A 15286-nucleotide genomic window follows, 5' to 3' on the forward strand; every position below is an offset into this window, starting at 1 on the left:
TCACGCGCGCCGCGCTCGTGCTCTGGGGCGGCTGGCTGCTGGTCACCGGCCTGACGTTCAGCTTCATGGCCGGGATCTTCCACGCCTACTACACCGTCGCACTGGCTCCTGCGATCGCGGCGCTGGTCGGCATCGGCGCAGCGCTCGTGTGGCAGCACCGGCACTCCATGCTCGCCTGCGGGTGCGGCGCCGCCGCGGTGGCGCTCGCCGCCGGCACCGGCTTCGTGCTGCTGGGTCGCAGCGCCGACTTCGTGCCCTGGCTGCGAGTGCCGCTGCTGGTCGCCGGGCTGTTCGCGGCCGTCGTCGTGCTCGGCCTGCACCGGCTGCCACGCCGGGTGGCGCTCGGAGCCGCCGCCCTCGCGGTCGTGACCTCGGTGGCCGGCCCGGCGTCGTACGCCGTGCAGACCGCCTCGACCGCGCACACCGGCTCGATCCCGACCGCGGGTCCCGCCGTCGCCGGTGACCGCGGCTTCGGTGGCGGACCCGGTGGCGGACCCGGTGGCGGACCTGGTGGCCGCGGCGGGTTCGGCGGTCCTCCCGCGATGGCCGGGCAGGCGCCTCCGGGCATCGCGCAGGGCCGGCTGGCCCAGGGCCAGCTGCCCCAGGGCGCCCCGACCGCCGGAGCACCCCTGGGCGGGCCGACGGGCGGGCCGACGGGCGGGGCGGGTGGACTGCTCACCGGCAGCGACCCGAGCGACGAGCTGACCGCGCTGCTGCTCGAGGACGCCGACGCCTACACCTGGGTGGCCGCGGCGGTCGGGTCGAACTCGGCGGCGGGCTACCAGCTGGCCACCGAGGAGCCGGTGATGGCGATCGGCGGCTTCAACGGCTCCGACCCGAGCCCGACGCTCGCGGAGTTCCAGGAGCACGTCGCGGACGGCCGGATCCACTGGTTCATCGGCGGCTCCGGCTTCGGGCGGTCGATGGGCGGCAGCGACGCGAGCAGCGAGATCGCAGCCTGGGTGGAGGAGAGCTTCACCGCCACCACCGTCGACGGCGTCACGCTCTACGACCTCTCGACCGGCGCCTCGGGGGTGACCTCGTGACCGCGGCCCAGCCCTGGGACGGACCGCAGGCCGAGGCCGACACGGTGAGCACGACGCTGGAGGTGGTGATCCCCGTGTACAACGAGGAGCGCGACCTCGAGGCGTCGGTGGTGCGGGTGCTCGACCACCTCGCGACGCTCCCGTGGACCGTCCGGGTGACGATCGCCGACAACGCCAGCACCGACGGCACCGCGGTGGTGGCGAGGCGGCTGGCGCACACGTACGCCGCCGTACGCGTCGTCCACCTCGCCGAGAAGGGTCGCGGCCGGGCGCTGAAGAGGACCTGGTTGGCGTCGGACGCCGCGGTGCTGGTCTACATGGACGTCGACCTCTCCACCGACCTCAACGCACTGCTGCCGCTGGTGGCGCCGCTGATCAGCGGTCACTCGGACCTCGCGATCGGCAGCCGGCTCGGACACGGGTCGCGGGTACATCGCGGACCCAAGCGCGAGCTCATCTCGCGCTGCTACAACCTGCTGCTGCGCGGCACGCTGCGGGCCCGGTTCTCCGACGCGCAGTGCGGGTTCAAGGCGATCCGCGCCGACGTGGCCCGCGAGGTGCTGCCGCTGGTCGAGGACGACGCGTGGTTCTTCGACACCGAGCTGCTGGTGCTCGCCGAGCGGGCGGGCCTGCGCATCCACGAGGTGCCGGTCGACTGGGTCGACGATCCCGACAGCACCGTCGACATCGTGCGCACCGCACTGGACGACCTGCGCGGCATCCTCCGTCTCGGTCGCGGGCTCGTCTCGGGACGGTTGCCGGTCGCCGACGTCGCGGAGCGCCTGGGGCGCGCGTCGGCTGACGCGGGCGGTGGGCGGCTCGGGCTGCAGGTCGCGATGTTCGCCATGGTCGGCGTCGCCTCGACGCTCGCGTACGCCGTGCTGTACCTGCTGATGCGCGGTCCGTTCTCGGCGTTCGGCGCCAACCTGCTGGCGCTCGTGCTCACCACGCTGGCGAACACCGCGGCCAACCGGCGGCTGACCTTCGGCGTGCGCGGGCGGCAGCACGCAGTGCGACACCAGGTGCGCGGGCTGGTGGTGTTCGCCATCGGGCTCGGGGCGACCAGCGGTGCGCTGTGGCTGCTGCACGCCGGCGGTCACACCCACCGCGGCGCCGAGGTCGTGGTCCTGACGGCCGCCAACCTGGTCGTCACCGTGATGCGCTTCGTCGCGATGCGCACGTGGGTGTTCCGCCGCGGTGGAGCGCTCAGTCGACCAGCACGATGAGGTCGCGCACCTCGCCGGGGCCGGTGCGGTCCGCGCGTTGACGCACCAGCCGCAGCGGTCGGGCCGCCGGCTCCGGCGTACCGAACACGAGGAACTCGAAGCCGTGGTCTCCCTCCTCGAGCGAGACCAGGTGGCCGGGCCGGTCCTCGACCCGCCAGGCGCTCAACGAGCGGCGGAACCGCACGTGGAGGCGGGTCCCCGCCGGGACCGTGAGCACGTCCCCGGCGCGGGGGTCCTCGACGACCCTGCGATCGACGGTGCCGGTGCTGTGCCGCGTGCTGTTCCCCATGGCTGCCTCCTCGTCGGCTGGTGACGCTGAGGAGCCGGTCGGGCCCGCGCTGATACGCCACGCACCTGACGTATCTGCTGCCGATCCGGCGTGGAGACGACAGACGCGTCAGGTGCGTGCGTCAGCCGAAGCAGACCAACGGGACCGGGGCGGAGTCGGCCGTGACGGCCGGCACCGCCGCGGCCAGGGCGACCGCGGGATCGACACCGGCGGCGAGCTGCTGGTGGACGGCGACGAGGACGTCGTACGCCGCCCGGTCGTTGACCGCGGCCGCCGAGGCGACCACGCAGCGGGCGCCGGCGTGCAGCCAGGCGGTCGCCATGCCGATGAGCTCGTCGCCCCAGCGGACCGTCGAGCGGCCGACCTCGCACGCGGAGAGCACCACGACGTCCGGGACCTGTCGCAGCTGGTCGATGTCGTAGCCGAACCACGGCCCATCGGCGAGCTGGAGGCCGGAGAACATCGCGTTCTCGGCGGCGTGCCGGCCGTGCGCCGCGACATGCAGCACGTCGACCGACGCCGCGAGCTCGGAGACCGCAGCGGCGCTGGCGTCGGTGCCGGTGAGCACCCGTGCGTCCTTCCACTCCTTGGCCGCCGCGATCACCTCGTCCTCGGCCCGGGCCACGCGGGGACCGGCCACGAACCCGGCCGAGCCCAGCCGCAGCGGCGTCGTACGCCGGGCCAGCCACGACGTCGCGGACTGCGCGACCGTGACCGGGCGCCCGACGAACCCCGGCAGCAACGTCCACGGCACACCGGCGAGCACGCCGGACGGGGTGAGCACGACCGCGCGCTCGCCCACGGCCTCCAGCACCGGCGTCACGAGCACGTCCGCGAGCGAGGACAGACGATGGGCCAGCTCGGTGCGGACGAACCCCGCCATCGCGCCCGGCAGCTCGGACGCGGCGACGTCGAGGTCGGGCAGAAGGCCGCCGAGGAACTCGTCGATCCGAGCCCGCTCGCCGAGGTCGACCCACGTCGCGCCACCAGCCGTCACGACCAGCGCGACCACCCGGTCCGCTGCGACGACGTACGCCACCAGGGCGGTGTCGATCATCAGCGCGGTCTGCAGCTCGGGGAGCGTGACCGGGTCGGCCACCGCACCCGATCCGCGATGCTGCCAGGCGCGCTCGCGGATCCGCTGGCGCAGCTCCGCCTCGCGCTCAGGATCGCGACGGCCGCCCTCGGCGGCCATCTCGCGCAGCTCGGTCAGGTCCGCGACGATCTGCTCGTCCTCGGGCGCGCGCACCGGCTGCACCCGGCTGGCCAGCATCCGCGCCCGCTCCGACCACTCGAAGAGCACCTCGGGCCTGCGGGACTCGACGGCAAGCCCCAGCCCGCGGGCGGCCAGCCGGATGCCGTGACCGACGACGCCGGTCTGCAGGTCGAGCGACCCGAACGAGCTCTGCCAGGCATGGAGGTCGGCGAGTCCGGCCCGCAGGTGCCGGAACGCGTCCCCTCGGCGCCCCCGCGCGGCAGCGAGCTCGGCCCGGACGTCGCGGTCGAGCAGATCCACCGAGAGCGGCGCCCGCTTCCCCCCGGCCACCCCGCGCAGCAGCCGGCTGGCGTCGTCCAGCCGACCCCCCATGATCAGCATCCGGACATGGTGGAGCGTGACCACGGCAGCGTCCCACGCGGCTCCCTCGCGGGCCAGGTCTGCGGCCAGGCCAGCTGGGTCGTGACGTCGCCGAGCACCGATCGACCCCAGGGTTACCTCTGCCGCGAGGCCGACGGCCGCGGCGCGGGAAGCCATCGCGGTCGCCCCCGCCGACCGGAAGTGCCGGGTCGCTCGTCGAGCCACCGGGACTGCGGCGTCGGGCGACCCCGCCTGGAGGGCCCGCGCCAGTGCCAGCTCGGCCTCGGCCTGGCGGCGACGGAGGCGCCGGCCTCCGTAGGCCGCCGCTGCGGCCTCGAGCGCAGCGCGGCCTTCGGCAACGAGCCCGGCAGCCATCAGCACCTCGGCGCGGTCCTGGTCGCAGGTGGCCGCGCTGACCGGACTCAACGGTGCCAGCACGGGAGCCGCCTGATCCATCAGGCGCAATGCCTCGACGAGGTCGCCGGCCAGCAGACGGCAGTAGCCCAGGTTGTGCTGGGCCATCGCCCGCTCGACGCCGAGACCGGCGCGTTCCAGCTCGGACGCCGCGGCGGCGAAGTCCCGCTCCGCCGCAGGGACGTTCTGCGATCTCAGGTGCGCGCCGCCCCGATTCAGCAGCGCCCTTCCGAGGAGATCCGGAGCGCCGTCGAGGAGCTTGATGGCGCTGGAGAAGTCGTCGATCGCCCCCTGGGTGAGGCCGTTGAGCATCAGCAGCATGGCTCGCTGGCTCCGGACGGACCCCACGGTGTGCGCGCTCAGGCCGGGCCGGACCAGGATCGACTCGCACCGTTCCAGCGCGGCAGCAGCGTGCCCGGTCTCGGCATCGAGGTGCGCCAGGCTCGACTCCACGCGCGCCTCGATCTCGTGATCCTGCGCAGCCACGAGCGCGCGCTCCAACAACCGGCGTGCCGCGGCGTACTTCCCGGCGTTGTTCGCAGCGACACCGCGTCTGTGCAGCTCCTCGGACGTCGGCACCCGCTCAGTCTGGCGTGATTCCCGTCAGTTCCTCCAGAGCTGCCCAGCCGCGGGCAACGGCCGAGGGCGAATCGTCAGCGCTGAGCCCGGACCGGATCCTCTCGGCGAGCATGCCGGCCAGGATCGGGGCCGCGAAGGATGTGCCGCTCCAGACGGCGAAACCGCCACGGAAGTCGTCGGGATCGATGGCCTCCCGCGGCCGGCCGAAGGCCGACGTGCGGGCGAGAGGCTGCAACCCTCCCTGGAAGGCAGGCATCGTGCTCATCACCGCGGCTCCGGGCACGTAGGCACGCACCCAGGGACCGGCGTTGGAGAAGAGGGCATCGGTGTGCCGGTTGGGGTTCAGTGCACCGACCGAGACGATCGGGAGCGCGCTGGACGTGGCTGGGTAGGGGCCGGTGCCATCGGACCAGGGGGCGAACGCCGCGGGGAAGCACGGCCGACTGGTGGCGTCGTTGCCTGCCGAGCAGACGACGAGCGTCCCGCCCTCGGCCAGATCGGCCAGGATGTCGTGCATCGTGGGGTCGAAAAGGGCATCCTCGGGCGTCTCGTGGTAGTAGCCCATCGACAAGCTGAGAACGTCGATGGCGCGGCCACCTTCCTCCCCGGAGCGGTGCCGGCGGGCCAGCTCCGCGATCTGCGCGAGCGAGGCTACGAGGTCCGACTCGACGATCGGTCCCTCGGAGGGCACCACCCGCCAGCTCAGGATGTCGGCGTCGGGGCATGCCTGGTGGACGAGTCCAGCGATGAACGTCCCGTGACCCGAGAGTGGATCGATGACACCGTCGAGACCGCCGACGAGGTCTCCGTGGATCTCGGGATCCGTAGCGGGGTCGACGTAACCGATCGGCTGACCGTCCAGCGTGACGTCCTTCGTCACGACCGGGTCCAGCCACGGATGCTGACCGCAACCGGTGTCGAGGATCGCGACGACCGGCCGGCGGCCGGACGAGTCTGGACCGCGGAGGGGTGCCGGTCCGATGTAGGCGACGGGCTGGCGCCCGCCGCTGCCGGGAGTCGCGTAGCTCGCTGTCGGGGAGCCGTCGCCGAACGGGTTGCCGGCGTGGAACGGGTTGCCGGCGTGGAACGGGTTGCCGGCGTGGAACGGGTCTGACTCGACGGGAGCGGTGAAGACCACGTGGTCCAGCCCGACGCCCTTGACCGCGTCGACCCCGAACTGCGCGCGCGTCTGCTGCAGCAGCGTCCAGCCGTCGGGAGCGATCGTGGCTCGGTTGGAGCCGATGTCGATCCGCACCGGCCGGACACCGAACCTCAGGTTCACGGTGCGAGGGTCCTCCCGTTCGGGAACGACGACCCAGCCCAGCGGCTCGGCGACGGCACGCAGCACCTCGAGCGCGCCCTCGAAGTCGACGGACTTCGAGATCACCAGACGCGGGCCGACGTACACCGTCGGCCGCGGCGTCACGCCCTTGACCGTGATCGCGGTGGCCGGGTCGAGGACCCGGCCCTCGACCGCGGCGATGGACGACGGGCGCGGCGGGCTCGGGTCGCGGTCCAGCGGCTTGCGGACAGGACGCTTCTTCTCGGGCTGCTGCTCCATGCGGGTCGTGCTCCTCTAGATCTCGAACGTCGGCGTCGCGAACGCCGGGCGGCTGGCGTCGTGGGGCTCGAGGCGCAGCCGGAGCAGCCCGAGCGGCAGGCCGGTGAGCTCGAAGCGACCCGAGTCGCTGACGACCGCAGCGTAGGGCGCGGGCACCTCGCCCGGCAGCGCGCGCACGGTCATCGGCTCGGGCGGGACCACCCACCCGTCGACGCGGGACCGGTCACCGTCGACCGCGACCCGCAGCAGCAGGTCGGTGTCGCCGTGCACGAACCGCAGCGTGTACGCCGTGGAGCCTCGTGCGCCCGCCAGCTCCGTGGACCGCTCGACGAGCTCCATCAGCTCGAGGTCCAGGTCACTGGCCGCCACCGCGGCCGCGGCCTGCATCGCCGCGACCAGGTGCTCGGGGACCGGGTCGCGCTCCTCCCACACGTCGCGGACGATCCCGAGCAGGTCCTCGCGGCTCAGCTCGCTCATCAGTACTCCCCCGTTCCCGTGGCACCTGAGTGCATCAGGGCCACTCTCAGCTTCGCCAGGCACCGGCCCCGCGTGGGCCCGATGCTCCCCACCGGCATCTCCAGGTCGGCGGCCAGCTCGCGGTAGTCCGGCCGGTTCTCGAACGCGACGATCCGCAGCAGCCGCCGGCACCGCTCGGGCAGCCCGTCGACGGCGGCCCAGAGCCGGTCGCCCTCGTCGCGCTGGACGACCGCGTCCTCCGCCGAGCGCTGCCGCGGCAGCATCGGGGCCAGGTCCTGGTCGTCGGCCGGCACGGCGACGTTGGTCGCCTTGGCGACCCGCCATGCCTCGCGGCGCGCGGTGGTCGTCAGCCAGCCGCCGACCGCCTGGGCGTCGAGGATGGCCGCGCGCCGGCGTACGAGCGCGAGCCACGTCGTCTGCACGACGTCCTCAGCGGCCGACTCCGAGAGGCGGTAGGAGCGCACCACGTGCCACAGCACCGGCGTCATCACCGCGACCAGGTCGTCGAGACCGCTGGACTCCCCTGCGACCCAGCGGTTGAACCCGTCCGTGGCGCGCTGCCACACCTCGTCTGCCGGCCCTGCCGGCCGAACCGCCCCGATGCCGGTCATGATTCGTGTCGCTCCCCTGCGTCTCTCCATCAGTCGCTCGGTCATGATCACGGCTCCCAGGAGGCGGGGAGGCGCGCGCAGATACCTGGTCTGGACCTGTGGCTCCTCATCGTGGCGGCAACAGGTCGGTCGGCGCCATGGCCCGGACGGGGTACCCGCGACCGGCCGATCGGCCTATGCCGGCGTTCGGTAGCGTGGCCGGGTGCTGAGCGTCCGCGAGATCCCCGAGAGCGACCACCTCGCGCTCCTGGCCAGCCGGCGCTCCGCGAGCTTCCTGCAGACCCCCGCGTGGGGCCGGGTCAAGGCGGAGTGGCGACGCGAGTCGATCGGCTGGTTCCGTGGTGAGGAGCTGGTCGGCGCCGCGCTGGTGCTCTACCGGCAGCTGCCGAAGGTCAAGCGGTACCTCGCCTACCTCCCCGAGGGCCCGGTCATCGACTGGGAGGCCGACGACCTCGGCGCGTGGCTCGCCCCGATGGCCGCCCACCTGGCGGAGCGTGGCGCGTTCGGCGTCCGGATGGGCCCGCCGGTGGTGACCCGGCGCTGGGACGCGGCGACGATCAAGGCCGGCATCGCCGACGACGACGTACGCCGGCTCGGCGACCTGCCGCCCACCGAGCGCACCCACGTCGGGGCGCGGGTCACCTCCCAGCTCACCGAGCTGGGCTGGCGCCCGCAGGCCGTCGAGGGCGGGTTCGCCGCCGGGCAGCCGCAATACGTCTTCCAGGTCCCGCTGGCCGGGCGCACCGAGGACGACGTGCTCGCCGGGATGAACCAGCTGTGGCGGCGCAACATCAAGAAGGCCGCCAAGGAGGGCGTGTCCGTGGCGACCGTCGCGGACGTCACGGAGCCGCAGCTGAAGGCCTTCCACGACCTCTACGTCCACACCGCCGAGCGCGACCACTTCACGCCGCGGCCGCTGTCGTACTTCCGCACGATGGTCGACTCGCTCGGCGCCGAGGACCCCGACCGGATCCGGCTCTACGAGGCGACCCACGAGGACACCCTGGTGGCCGCCACGATCGGCATCCGGGTCGGCGCGCACGCGTGGTACTCCTACGGCGCCTCCTCGACCGAGAAGCGCGAGGTGCGCGGCTCCAACGCGATCCAGTGGCAGATGATCCGCGACGCGATCGCCGCCGGCGCGGACGTCTACGACCTGCGCGGCATCACCGACACCCTGGCCTCCGACGACCCCCACCTCGGGCTGATCCAGTTCAAGGTCGGCACGGGCGGCGAGGCCGTCGAGTACGTCGGCGAGTGGGACCTGCCGCTCAACCGGGCGCTCTACGCGGCGTTCGCGATGTACATGAAGAGGCGAGGATGAGCCTGACCCTGACCGTCGACGGCGAGCGCTGGCGGTCCCACCTCCGCGAGGTCGCCGAGGCGACCCCCGGCCTGGTCCCGGTCGCCAAGGGGAACGGCTACGGCTTCACGCTCGGCCGCCTGGCCCGCAAGACCCAGTGGCTGGCCGACCAGGGCCTGGGCGGCGACGTGATCGCCGTCGGCACCTACGACGAGCTGCCCGCGGTCGCGAGCCGGTACGACGGCGACCTGCTGGTCCTCACCCCCTGGCGACCGTTCGGCCCGGCGATCGAGCTGGACCCGGCGCTCGCCGGGCGGGTGATCCACACCGTCAGCCGGCCCGAGGACCTCGACGACCTCCTCACCCGCCAGCCCGACGCCCGGCTCGTGCTCGAGCGCGCGACCAGCATGCTGCGACACGGCATGACCGCGCGCCAGCTGTGGAGCACCCCGCGGATCCTCGCGGAGCACCCGAGGGCACGGGTGCGCGGCGTGGCGCTGCACCTGCCGCTCGCCCACGGTGCCCACCTGACCGAGGTGCAGCGGCTGGTCAACGACGTGGTCGCGACCGAGCTGCCGCTGGACACCGTGTGGGTCAGCCACCTGGCCGCGGACGAGCTCGCCGTGCTGCGCGCGGCGTACCCCGACTTCACGTTCCGCCCGCGCGTCGGCACCGACCTCTGGCTCGGCGACCGCGGCGCGCTGCGGGTGACCGCGACCGTGCTCGACGTGCACGCGGTCGAGCGCGGCGACGCGTTCGGCTACCGGCACCGCACCGCCCCCAAGGCCGGCCACATCCTCGTGGTCAGCGGCGGCACCGCCCACGGCATCGGGCTCGAGGCGCCCACCGGCGACGCGAGCCTGCGCTCGCGGGCGGCGACGCTGGCCCGCGGGGGCCTCGACGCCGCCGGCTTCGTGCGCTCGCCGTTCTCGATCGACGGCAAGCTGCGCCTGTTCGCCGAGCCGCCCCACATGCAGGCCTCGATGCTGTTCCTGCCCCACGGCGCCCGCGTCCCTGCGGTCGGCGACCAGGTCGACGTGCGGGTGCGCTACACCGCCACGGCGTTCGACCGCGTGGTCATCACCTGAGCCGAGGCCCGCACCGGGTCGTGCCGGGGCGACCAGATGTCGCGGACGACCATCGCCACCAGCCAGAGCTCCGCGGCCAGGCGCAGCACGATCGCGGCCCAGTAGAACCCGGCGTCGCCACCCGCTGCGGGCGCCAGGAACCCGCCGAGGTACCACCACACCGACGCGAAGTAGAGCACCTCGCCGGCCTGCCAGACGATCAGGTCGCGCCAGCGCGGCCGGGCCAGCACCGCGAGCGGCAGCAACCAGAGGACGTACTGCGGCGAGTAGACCTTGTTGACCAGCAGGAAGCCCGCCACGACGAGGAAGCCCAGCTGCGCGAGCCGCGGGGTCGACGGTGCGGTCAGCCCGAGGACCAGCACGCCCACGCACCACGCCCCGAAGAACAGCCACGACCCCACGTTGATCGTGTGCGGGTCGAAGGCGAACGGGTCGCCCGTGCGATCGAGCGCCTGCTGGACGACCAGCCAGATCGACCCGAGGTCGGCGCCCCGCTCGGAGTTGAACGACCAGAAGACCTTCCACTCCGCCGGACCCGAGAGGTACGCCGGGAGGTTGGCCAGCAGCCACGACCCGGCCGCCGCCACGGAGGTCAGGGTGAAGGCGCGGGTCCGCCGCTGGCGCAGGCAGATCACCAGGATCCCGCCGAGCAGGAAGAGCGGGTACAGCTTCACCGCCGTCCCGATGCCGATCATCAGACCGGTGAGCAGCGGCCGGTCACGGGTCCACGCCCAGAGCGCCCCGGCGACGAACACCACCGCGACCAGGTCCCAGTTGACCAGCCCGGTCAGCAACAGGGCGGGCGAGAGCGCGAAGGCTGCCGCGTCCCACGGGCGGCGCGGGGTGACGCCGGCCAGCAGCCACGCGGCGAGCAGCGTCAGCACCGCGAACCCGAGCGCGTTGACGATCGCGAAGATCCGCATCTCCCGCTGCACCTCGGGGAGGCCGCCGAGCTCGCTCGCGGGCCGGTCGCTGCGCGAGGTGAGGTCGGGTGATCCGTTGAGCCAGTGCGTCACGTGGGCCGCGCCCCAGGCCCAGTAGGAGATGCCCACGGGGTACTCCATCACCTCGGGGTAGCGCTCGCGCACCTGCGCATCGTCGCTGTAGGGCCAGGTGACCTCGGCGAACCCCCGTCCGGTGTAGAGGTAGGGCAGGTCGGAGTAGCACATGTGGGTGTAGCGGGCCTGACCGTTCTGCCAGGTGTCCTGGTAGCAGTCGTTCTTCTGCACCATCCCCAGCGCGAGCACGATCGCGGTCAGCGCGAGCACCACGCGCACGGGCGTCCACCAGGGGTGATGACCGGCTCGCTCGCCGACGGGGCCGCCGACGCGCTCGCTGAGCGCACCGACCACGGGGTCGTCGGCCGTGGGGTGGATCCAGTCCTCGGCGCCGTCCGCGCGGCCGCCGCCCCCGCGACCCACGGGCATCAGCCGATCCGCACCCGGCGTCGGCCGCGACGCCCGTGCTGGCCCCGACCACCCGGCTGCGAGGCACCGCCGCTCGGCGGGGTGCTCGGGCTGCCCGACTGGGTCGGCGACTCGGACGGTCCGCACCCCAGCACACCGCACGTGTCGCTCGGCGAGGGCTGCGGGGTCTCGGTCGGGGTCGGGGTCTCGCTCGGCGTCGCGGTCTCGCTCGGCGTCTCCGAGGGCGTCTCGCTCGGCTTGGGCGTCTTGGTCGGCTTCGGCGGCGGGGTGTACGGCTCGTGTCCGTCGGCGGGCGCCTCACCGTCGACGTGGGCCGGCTCGGGGAAGTCCTCGACGTCGGTGCCCTCCAGGGCACGCGACATCACCGCGGCCCAGGTGCGGGTCGGGTACTCGGCTCCGAAGTACGACGGCAGCCAGTCGTTCAGCGCGTTGTCGCCGTCGCCGCGGACGTACATGACCGCCGTCGCGAGCTGGGGCGTGTAGCCGACGAACCACGACGACGAGACGTCGCCGTCGTCGTTGGTCGCGGTGCCCGTCTTGCCTCCGGCGGGGCGGCCGATCGCCTGGGCGTTGCGGCCGGTGCCGTTGAGCACGACCTGCTGGAGCGCGTAGGAGGTGTCGGCGGCGACGTCCTCGCCGGTGGCCTTCTCGCCGGTCGCAGTGGTGATGTCCTGGCCCTCGGCGAAGTCGTCGAACGCCTGCTTGGTGCGCTTCTCGTGGTTGTAGAGCACCTCACCGGTGTTGCTCACGATCTTGTCGATCACGTGGACGTCGGCGCGCTCACCGCCGTTGGCGATCGTCGCGTAGGCGTTGGCCATGTTGATCGGGCTGATCCGGGCCTTGCCCAGCGTGATCAGGGCGTCGGCCTCGAGGTCGATGCTCTTGTCGGGGATGCCGGGGTACTTCTGGGTCGGCTTGGCCGGCGGGATCCCGACCTTGTTGGCCGTCTCGAGGATCTTCTCCGGACCGTCGGGGATCGAGTTCGACATGTCGACGAACGCGGTGTTGATCGACTGCTCGGTCGCGTAGACCAGGTCCACCTGGGCGCCGTAGTCGTTGCCGTCGCCGGGGCCCTCGTTGACCACGTCGAGACCGTCGGGGAAGACGTAGGGCGAGTTGCCCTCGAAGCTGTCCTCGAGGGAGAAGCCGTTCTCCAGGGCGGTCGCCACGGTCAGCGGCTTGAGCGTCGAGCCGACCATGCCGCCGGTCGCGGCCCAGTTGATCTGGGAGTCGAGGAAGTCCTGGCCGCCGTAGAAGCCGCGCAGCGCGCCGGTGCCCGGCTCGACGCTCGCCACCCCGATGTGCAGCTCCTTGTCCTTGAAGCCCTCGGGGCGCTGCTCGAGGACGCCGGCCTTGGCCGCGTCCATCGCCTTCTTGGTGAAGGTCGTGGTGATCCGGTAGCCCTGGCTGTCGATCTGGTCGTCGGTGTAGCCCAGGTCGTGCATCTCGTCGCGCACCAGCTTGAGCATGTGGCCACGCTGGTCGCCGTACTTGCTCTCGGCCTTGATCTCGGGGAACTTCGGCAGCGACTTCTCGGCCTTGGCCGCCTCCTCGGCGGTGATGTTGCCGGCCTTCGCCATCCCGTCGAGCACGTACACGTAGCGCTCCTTGAGCGCCCGCCTGTTGTCCTTGCCGTTGGCCGGGTCGAAGTTCGTCGGGTTGTTGAGCACGCTCGCGAGGACCGCCGACTCCTTGAGCGTGAGGTCCTCGGCGTCCTTGTCGAAGAACGCCCGGCTCGCCGCCTGCACGCCGTAGGCGCCCCGGCCGAAGTAGATGGTGTTGAGGTAGCCCTCGAGGATCTGGGTCTTGCTCTGGGTGCGCTGCACCTTCAGCGACAAGATCGCCTCCTTCACCTTGCGGGTGTAGGAGCGCTCCTGGTTGAGGTAGAGGATCTTGACGTACTGCTGAGTGATCGTGGACGCGCCCTGGGTCGTGTTGCCCTTGGCGTTGCTGAAGGCCGCGCGGATGATGCCGCGGGGGTCGATGCCCTTGTCGGTCCAGAACGAGCGGTTCTCGGCCGCGACCACCGCGTCCTGCAGGGTCTGCGGCATCTTCTTGATCGAGATCGACTCGCGGTTCTGCGTGGCGAACTTGCCGACCTCCTCCTTGCCGTCCGCGTAGTAGACGAACGACGTCTCGGCCTCGAAATCCTTGTTCGGGTCGGGGATGTCGATCGCACGGTAGAGGACGACGAACGCGCCGACGCCCAGGAGCAGGAGCACCACCCCGACGAGGGAGAGCCACTTGGCGACGCGCAGCACCTTCTGCTTGCGGGTCAGGGGTCGCTTCGGCGTCTTGCCCGGCGTGCGGGCACTGCTGCTTGCGGGGCCGTCGGCCCTGCGCTTACCACTCACGGTCGTTGGCTCCGCAGGTCGGGGTCGAGAGGGGGGAAGAGATCGGTCCAGAGGACCCCGGTCAGAGTACGGGTGGTCGTGGCGCCCACCCAACACGCCGGGCGTGGGCGCGTGAGACACGTCTCATGGGCACGCCGTACCGATCACTGATTCGCAACGCGTGGATATATCGCTACGATAGGTCGTATGGCACGTCGTGCGGAGACCATCGAGCTGGCAGTCCTCGGGCTGCTGCACGAGGGACCCATGCACGGCTACGAGCTCCGCAAGCGGCTCAACCTCATGCTCGGATGGGGTCGGGTCCTCTCTTACGGGTCGCTCTACCCCACCTTGAAGAAGATGCTCCGCGGTGCCCTCATCGAGGAGACGACGACGACGCTGACCCCGGTGACCCGGCGTCCGCGCATCGTCTACCAGCTCACCGAGGCCGGGCAACGTGAGTTCGAGCGCCTGATGACCGAGGTCGGTCCGACGGCGTGGGAGGACGACAACTTCGACATCCGGTTCGCGTTCTTCAGCCGCACCGACATGGAGATCCGGCTCCGCGTCCTCGAGGGACGCCGCACCCGCCTCCAGGAGCGGCTCGATCGCGTGCAGAGCCAGCTGGCGATGACCCAGAAGGAGGTCGACCGCTACGCCGTCGAGCTCCAGCGTCATGGCGTCGAGTCGGTCGAGCGCGAGGTCCGGTGGCTCTCGGACCTGATCAACGCCGAGCGCAGCGGCAACCCCAGCACCATCAGCAACCCGAGCAGCACCGGCGGTCACCAGTCCGCCACCCCCGCCGCGGCAGAACCTGCCACGGTGCAGCCCCCCGAGGTCAGCGGCCAGAAGTAGCGCCTCGCCTCAGTCGAGCAAGTCCGACCACCGTGGCGGACGACGGAAAGGAACAACCCGATGGGTTCGGTTCGTGTAGCAATCGTGGGAGTGGGCAACTGCGCCTCCTCCCTGGTCCAGGGTGTGCACTACTACCGGGACGCCGACCCGACGGGAACGGTGCCCGGCCTGATGCACGTCGCCTTCGGTGAGTACCACGTCAAGGACGTGGAGTTCGTCGCGGCGTTCGACGTCGACGACAAGAAGGTCGGCAAGGACCTCTCCGAGGCGATCAACGCCTCGCAGAACAACACCATCAAGATCGCCGACGTCCCCACGCTCGGCATCGACGTCCAGCGCGGCCACACCCTCGACGGCCTCGGCAAGTACTACCGCCAGACCATCGAGGAGTCGGCGGCCGAGCCGGTCGACGTCGTCCAGGTCCTCAAGGAGCGGAAGGTCGACGTTCTCGTCTCCTACCTCCCGGTGGGCTCCGAGGAGGCCGACAAGTTCTACGCCCAG

At 72.1% G+C, this 15286-nt stretch carries 11 protein-coding genes and 2 pseudogenes; 6 read left to right on the forward strand and 7 right to left on the reverse strand.

All coding sequences use genetic code 11. The features are described from left to right. Positions 1–1046, forward strand: a pseudogene (locus Q0L15_RS05095) (glycosyl transferase); the annotation flags it as partial. Beyond that, positions 1043–2272: a bifunctional glycosyltransferase family 2/GtrA family protein gene (locus Q0L15_RS05100; protein ID WP_296602707.1), complete on the forward strand. Its 1230-nt coding sequence runs from the start codon at positions 1043–1045 to the stop codon at positions 2270–2272. The pseudogene Q0L15_RS05095 and the gene Q0L15_RS05100, both read left to right, overlap by 4 nt. Here Q0L15_RS05100 and Q0L15_RS05105 read toward each other — a convergent pair. The 5 genes from Q0L15_RS05105 to Q0L15_RS05125 form a co-directional block, all read right to left on the reverse strand. After that, on the reverse strand, positions 2253–2561 hold the full coding sequence (locus Q0L15_RS05105; RefSeq protein ID WP_296602708.1) for a hypothetical protein: 309 nt from the start codon (positions 2559–2561) through the stop codon (positions 2253–2255). The two genes, Q0L15_RS05100 and Q0L15_RS05105, sit on opposite strands and share 20 nt — an antisense overlap. A gap of 121 nt (positions 2562–2682) precedes the next feature. Next, positions 2683–5130: a CHAT domain-containing protein gene (locus Q0L15_RS05110; protein ID WP_296602710.1), complete on the reverse strand. Its 2448-nt coding sequence runs from the start codon at positions 5128–5130 to the stop codon at positions 2683–2685. A gap of 4 nt (positions 5131–5134) precedes the next feature. Continuing rightward, positions 5135–6691 (reverse strand): S8/S53 family peptidase, encoded by a 1557-nt coding sequence (locus tag Q0L15_RS05115; protein WP_296602711.1) that lies wholly within the window; start codon positions 6689–6691, stop codon positions 5135–5137. Positions 6692–6706: 15 nt separating this feature from the next. Then, positions 6707–7168: a hypothetical protein gene (locus Q0L15_RS05120; RefSeq protein ID WP_296602713.1), complete on the reverse strand. Its 462-nt coding sequence runs from the start codon at positions 7166–7168 to the stop codon at positions 6707–6709. Further along, positions 7168–7779 (reverse strand): sigma-70 family RNA polymerase sigma factor, encoded by a 612-nt coding sequence (locus tag Q0L15_RS05125; protein ID WP_296602714.1) that lies wholly within the window; start codon positions 7777–7779, stop codon positions 7168–7170. Before Q0L15_RS05125 ends, Q0L15_RS05120 begins: the two co-directional genes overlap by 1 nt. Positions 7780–7984: 205 nt before the next feature. On the opposite strand from Q0L15_RS05125, the gene Q0L15_RS05130 reads away from it, so the two are divergent. Continuing rightward, a complete protein-coding gene (locus Q0L15_RS05130) occupies positions 7985–9103 on the forward strand; it encodes a peptidoglycan bridge formation glycyltransferase FemA/FemB family protein (RefSeq protein WP_296602764.1) in 1119 nt (372 codons plus the stop codon). Beyond that, entirely contained in the window at positions 9100–10170 is a 1071-nt protein-coding gene (locus Q0L15_RS05135) for an alanine racemase (protein ID WP_296602715.1), read from the forward strand. The genes Q0L15_RS05130 and Q0L15_RS05135 overlap by 4 nt, the downstream gene beginning before the upstream one ends. On the opposite strand, the gene Q0L15_RS05140 is transcribed toward Q0L15_RS05135, so the two are convergent. Then, entirely contained in the window at positions 10131–11597 is a 1467-nt protein-coding gene (locus tag Q0L15_RS05140) for a glycosyltransferase 87 family protein (RefSeq protein ID WP_296602717.1), read from the reverse strand. The genes Q0L15_RS05135 and Q0L15_RS05140 overlap by 40 nt on opposite strands. Beyond that, on the reverse strand, positions 11597–13951 hold the full coding sequence (locus tag Q0L15_RS05145; protein ID WP_296602718.1) for a transglycosylase domain-containing protein: 2355 nt from the start codon (positions 13949–13951) through the stop codon (positions 11597–11599). The genes Q0L15_RS05140 and Q0L15_RS05145 overlap by 1 nt, the downstream gene beginning before the upstream one ends. 186 nt (positions 13952–14137) lie before the next feature. On the opposite strand from Q0L15_RS05145, the gene Q0L15_RS05150 reads away from it, so the two are divergent. Next, positions 14138–14785: a PadR family transcriptional regulator gene (locus Q0L15_RS05150; protein WP_296602719.1), complete on the forward strand. Its 648-nt coding sequence runs from the start codon at positions 14138–14140 to the stop codon at positions 14783–14785. Between the two features lie 60 nt (positions 14786–14845). Beyond that, positions 14846–15286 (forward strand): annotated as a pseudogene (locus Q0L15_RS05155) (inositol-3-phosphate synthase); the annotation flags it as partial.

It is taken from the genome of Nocardioides sp. (assembly GCF_024509035.1).
GTDB lineage: Bacteria > Actinomycetota > Actinomycetes > Propionibacteriales > Nocardioidaceae > Nocardioides.

What these genes read in the sequence shown, in the direction of transcription:
- Q0L15_RS05140 (WP_296602717.1), bottom strand. Translation starts at nt 11,597, where the DNA reads ATGCCCGTGGGTCGCGGGGGCGGCGGCCGCGCGGACGGCGCCGAGGAC.
- Q0L15_RS05125 (WP_296602714.1), bottom strand. Translation starts at nt 7,779, where the DNA reads ATGACCGGCATCGGGGCGGTTCGGCCGGCAGGGCCGGCAGACGAGGTG.
- Q0L15_RS05135 (WP_296602715.1), top strand. Translation starts at nt 9,100, where the DNA reads ATGAGCCTGACCCTGACCGTCGACGGCGAGCGCTGGCGGTCCCACCTC.
- Q0L15_RS05115 (WP_296602711.1), bottom strand. Translation starts at nt 6,691, where the DNA reads ATGGAGCAGCAGCCCGAGAAGAAGCGTCCTGTCCGCAAGCCGCTGGAC.
- Q0L15_RS05105 (WP_296602708.1), bottom strand. Translation starts at nt 2,561, where the DNA reads ATGGGGAACAGCACGCGGCACAGCACCGGCACCGTCGATCGCAGGGTC.
- Q0L15_RS05150 (WP_296602719.1), top strand. Translation starts at nt 14,138, where the DNA reads ATGGCACGTCGTGCGGAGACCATCGAGCTGGCAGTCCTCGGGCTGCTG.
- Q0L15_RS05120 (WP_296602713.1), bottom strand. Translation starts at nt 7,168, where the DNA reads ATGAGCGAGCTGAGCCGCGAGGACCTGCTCGGGATCGTCCGCGACGTG.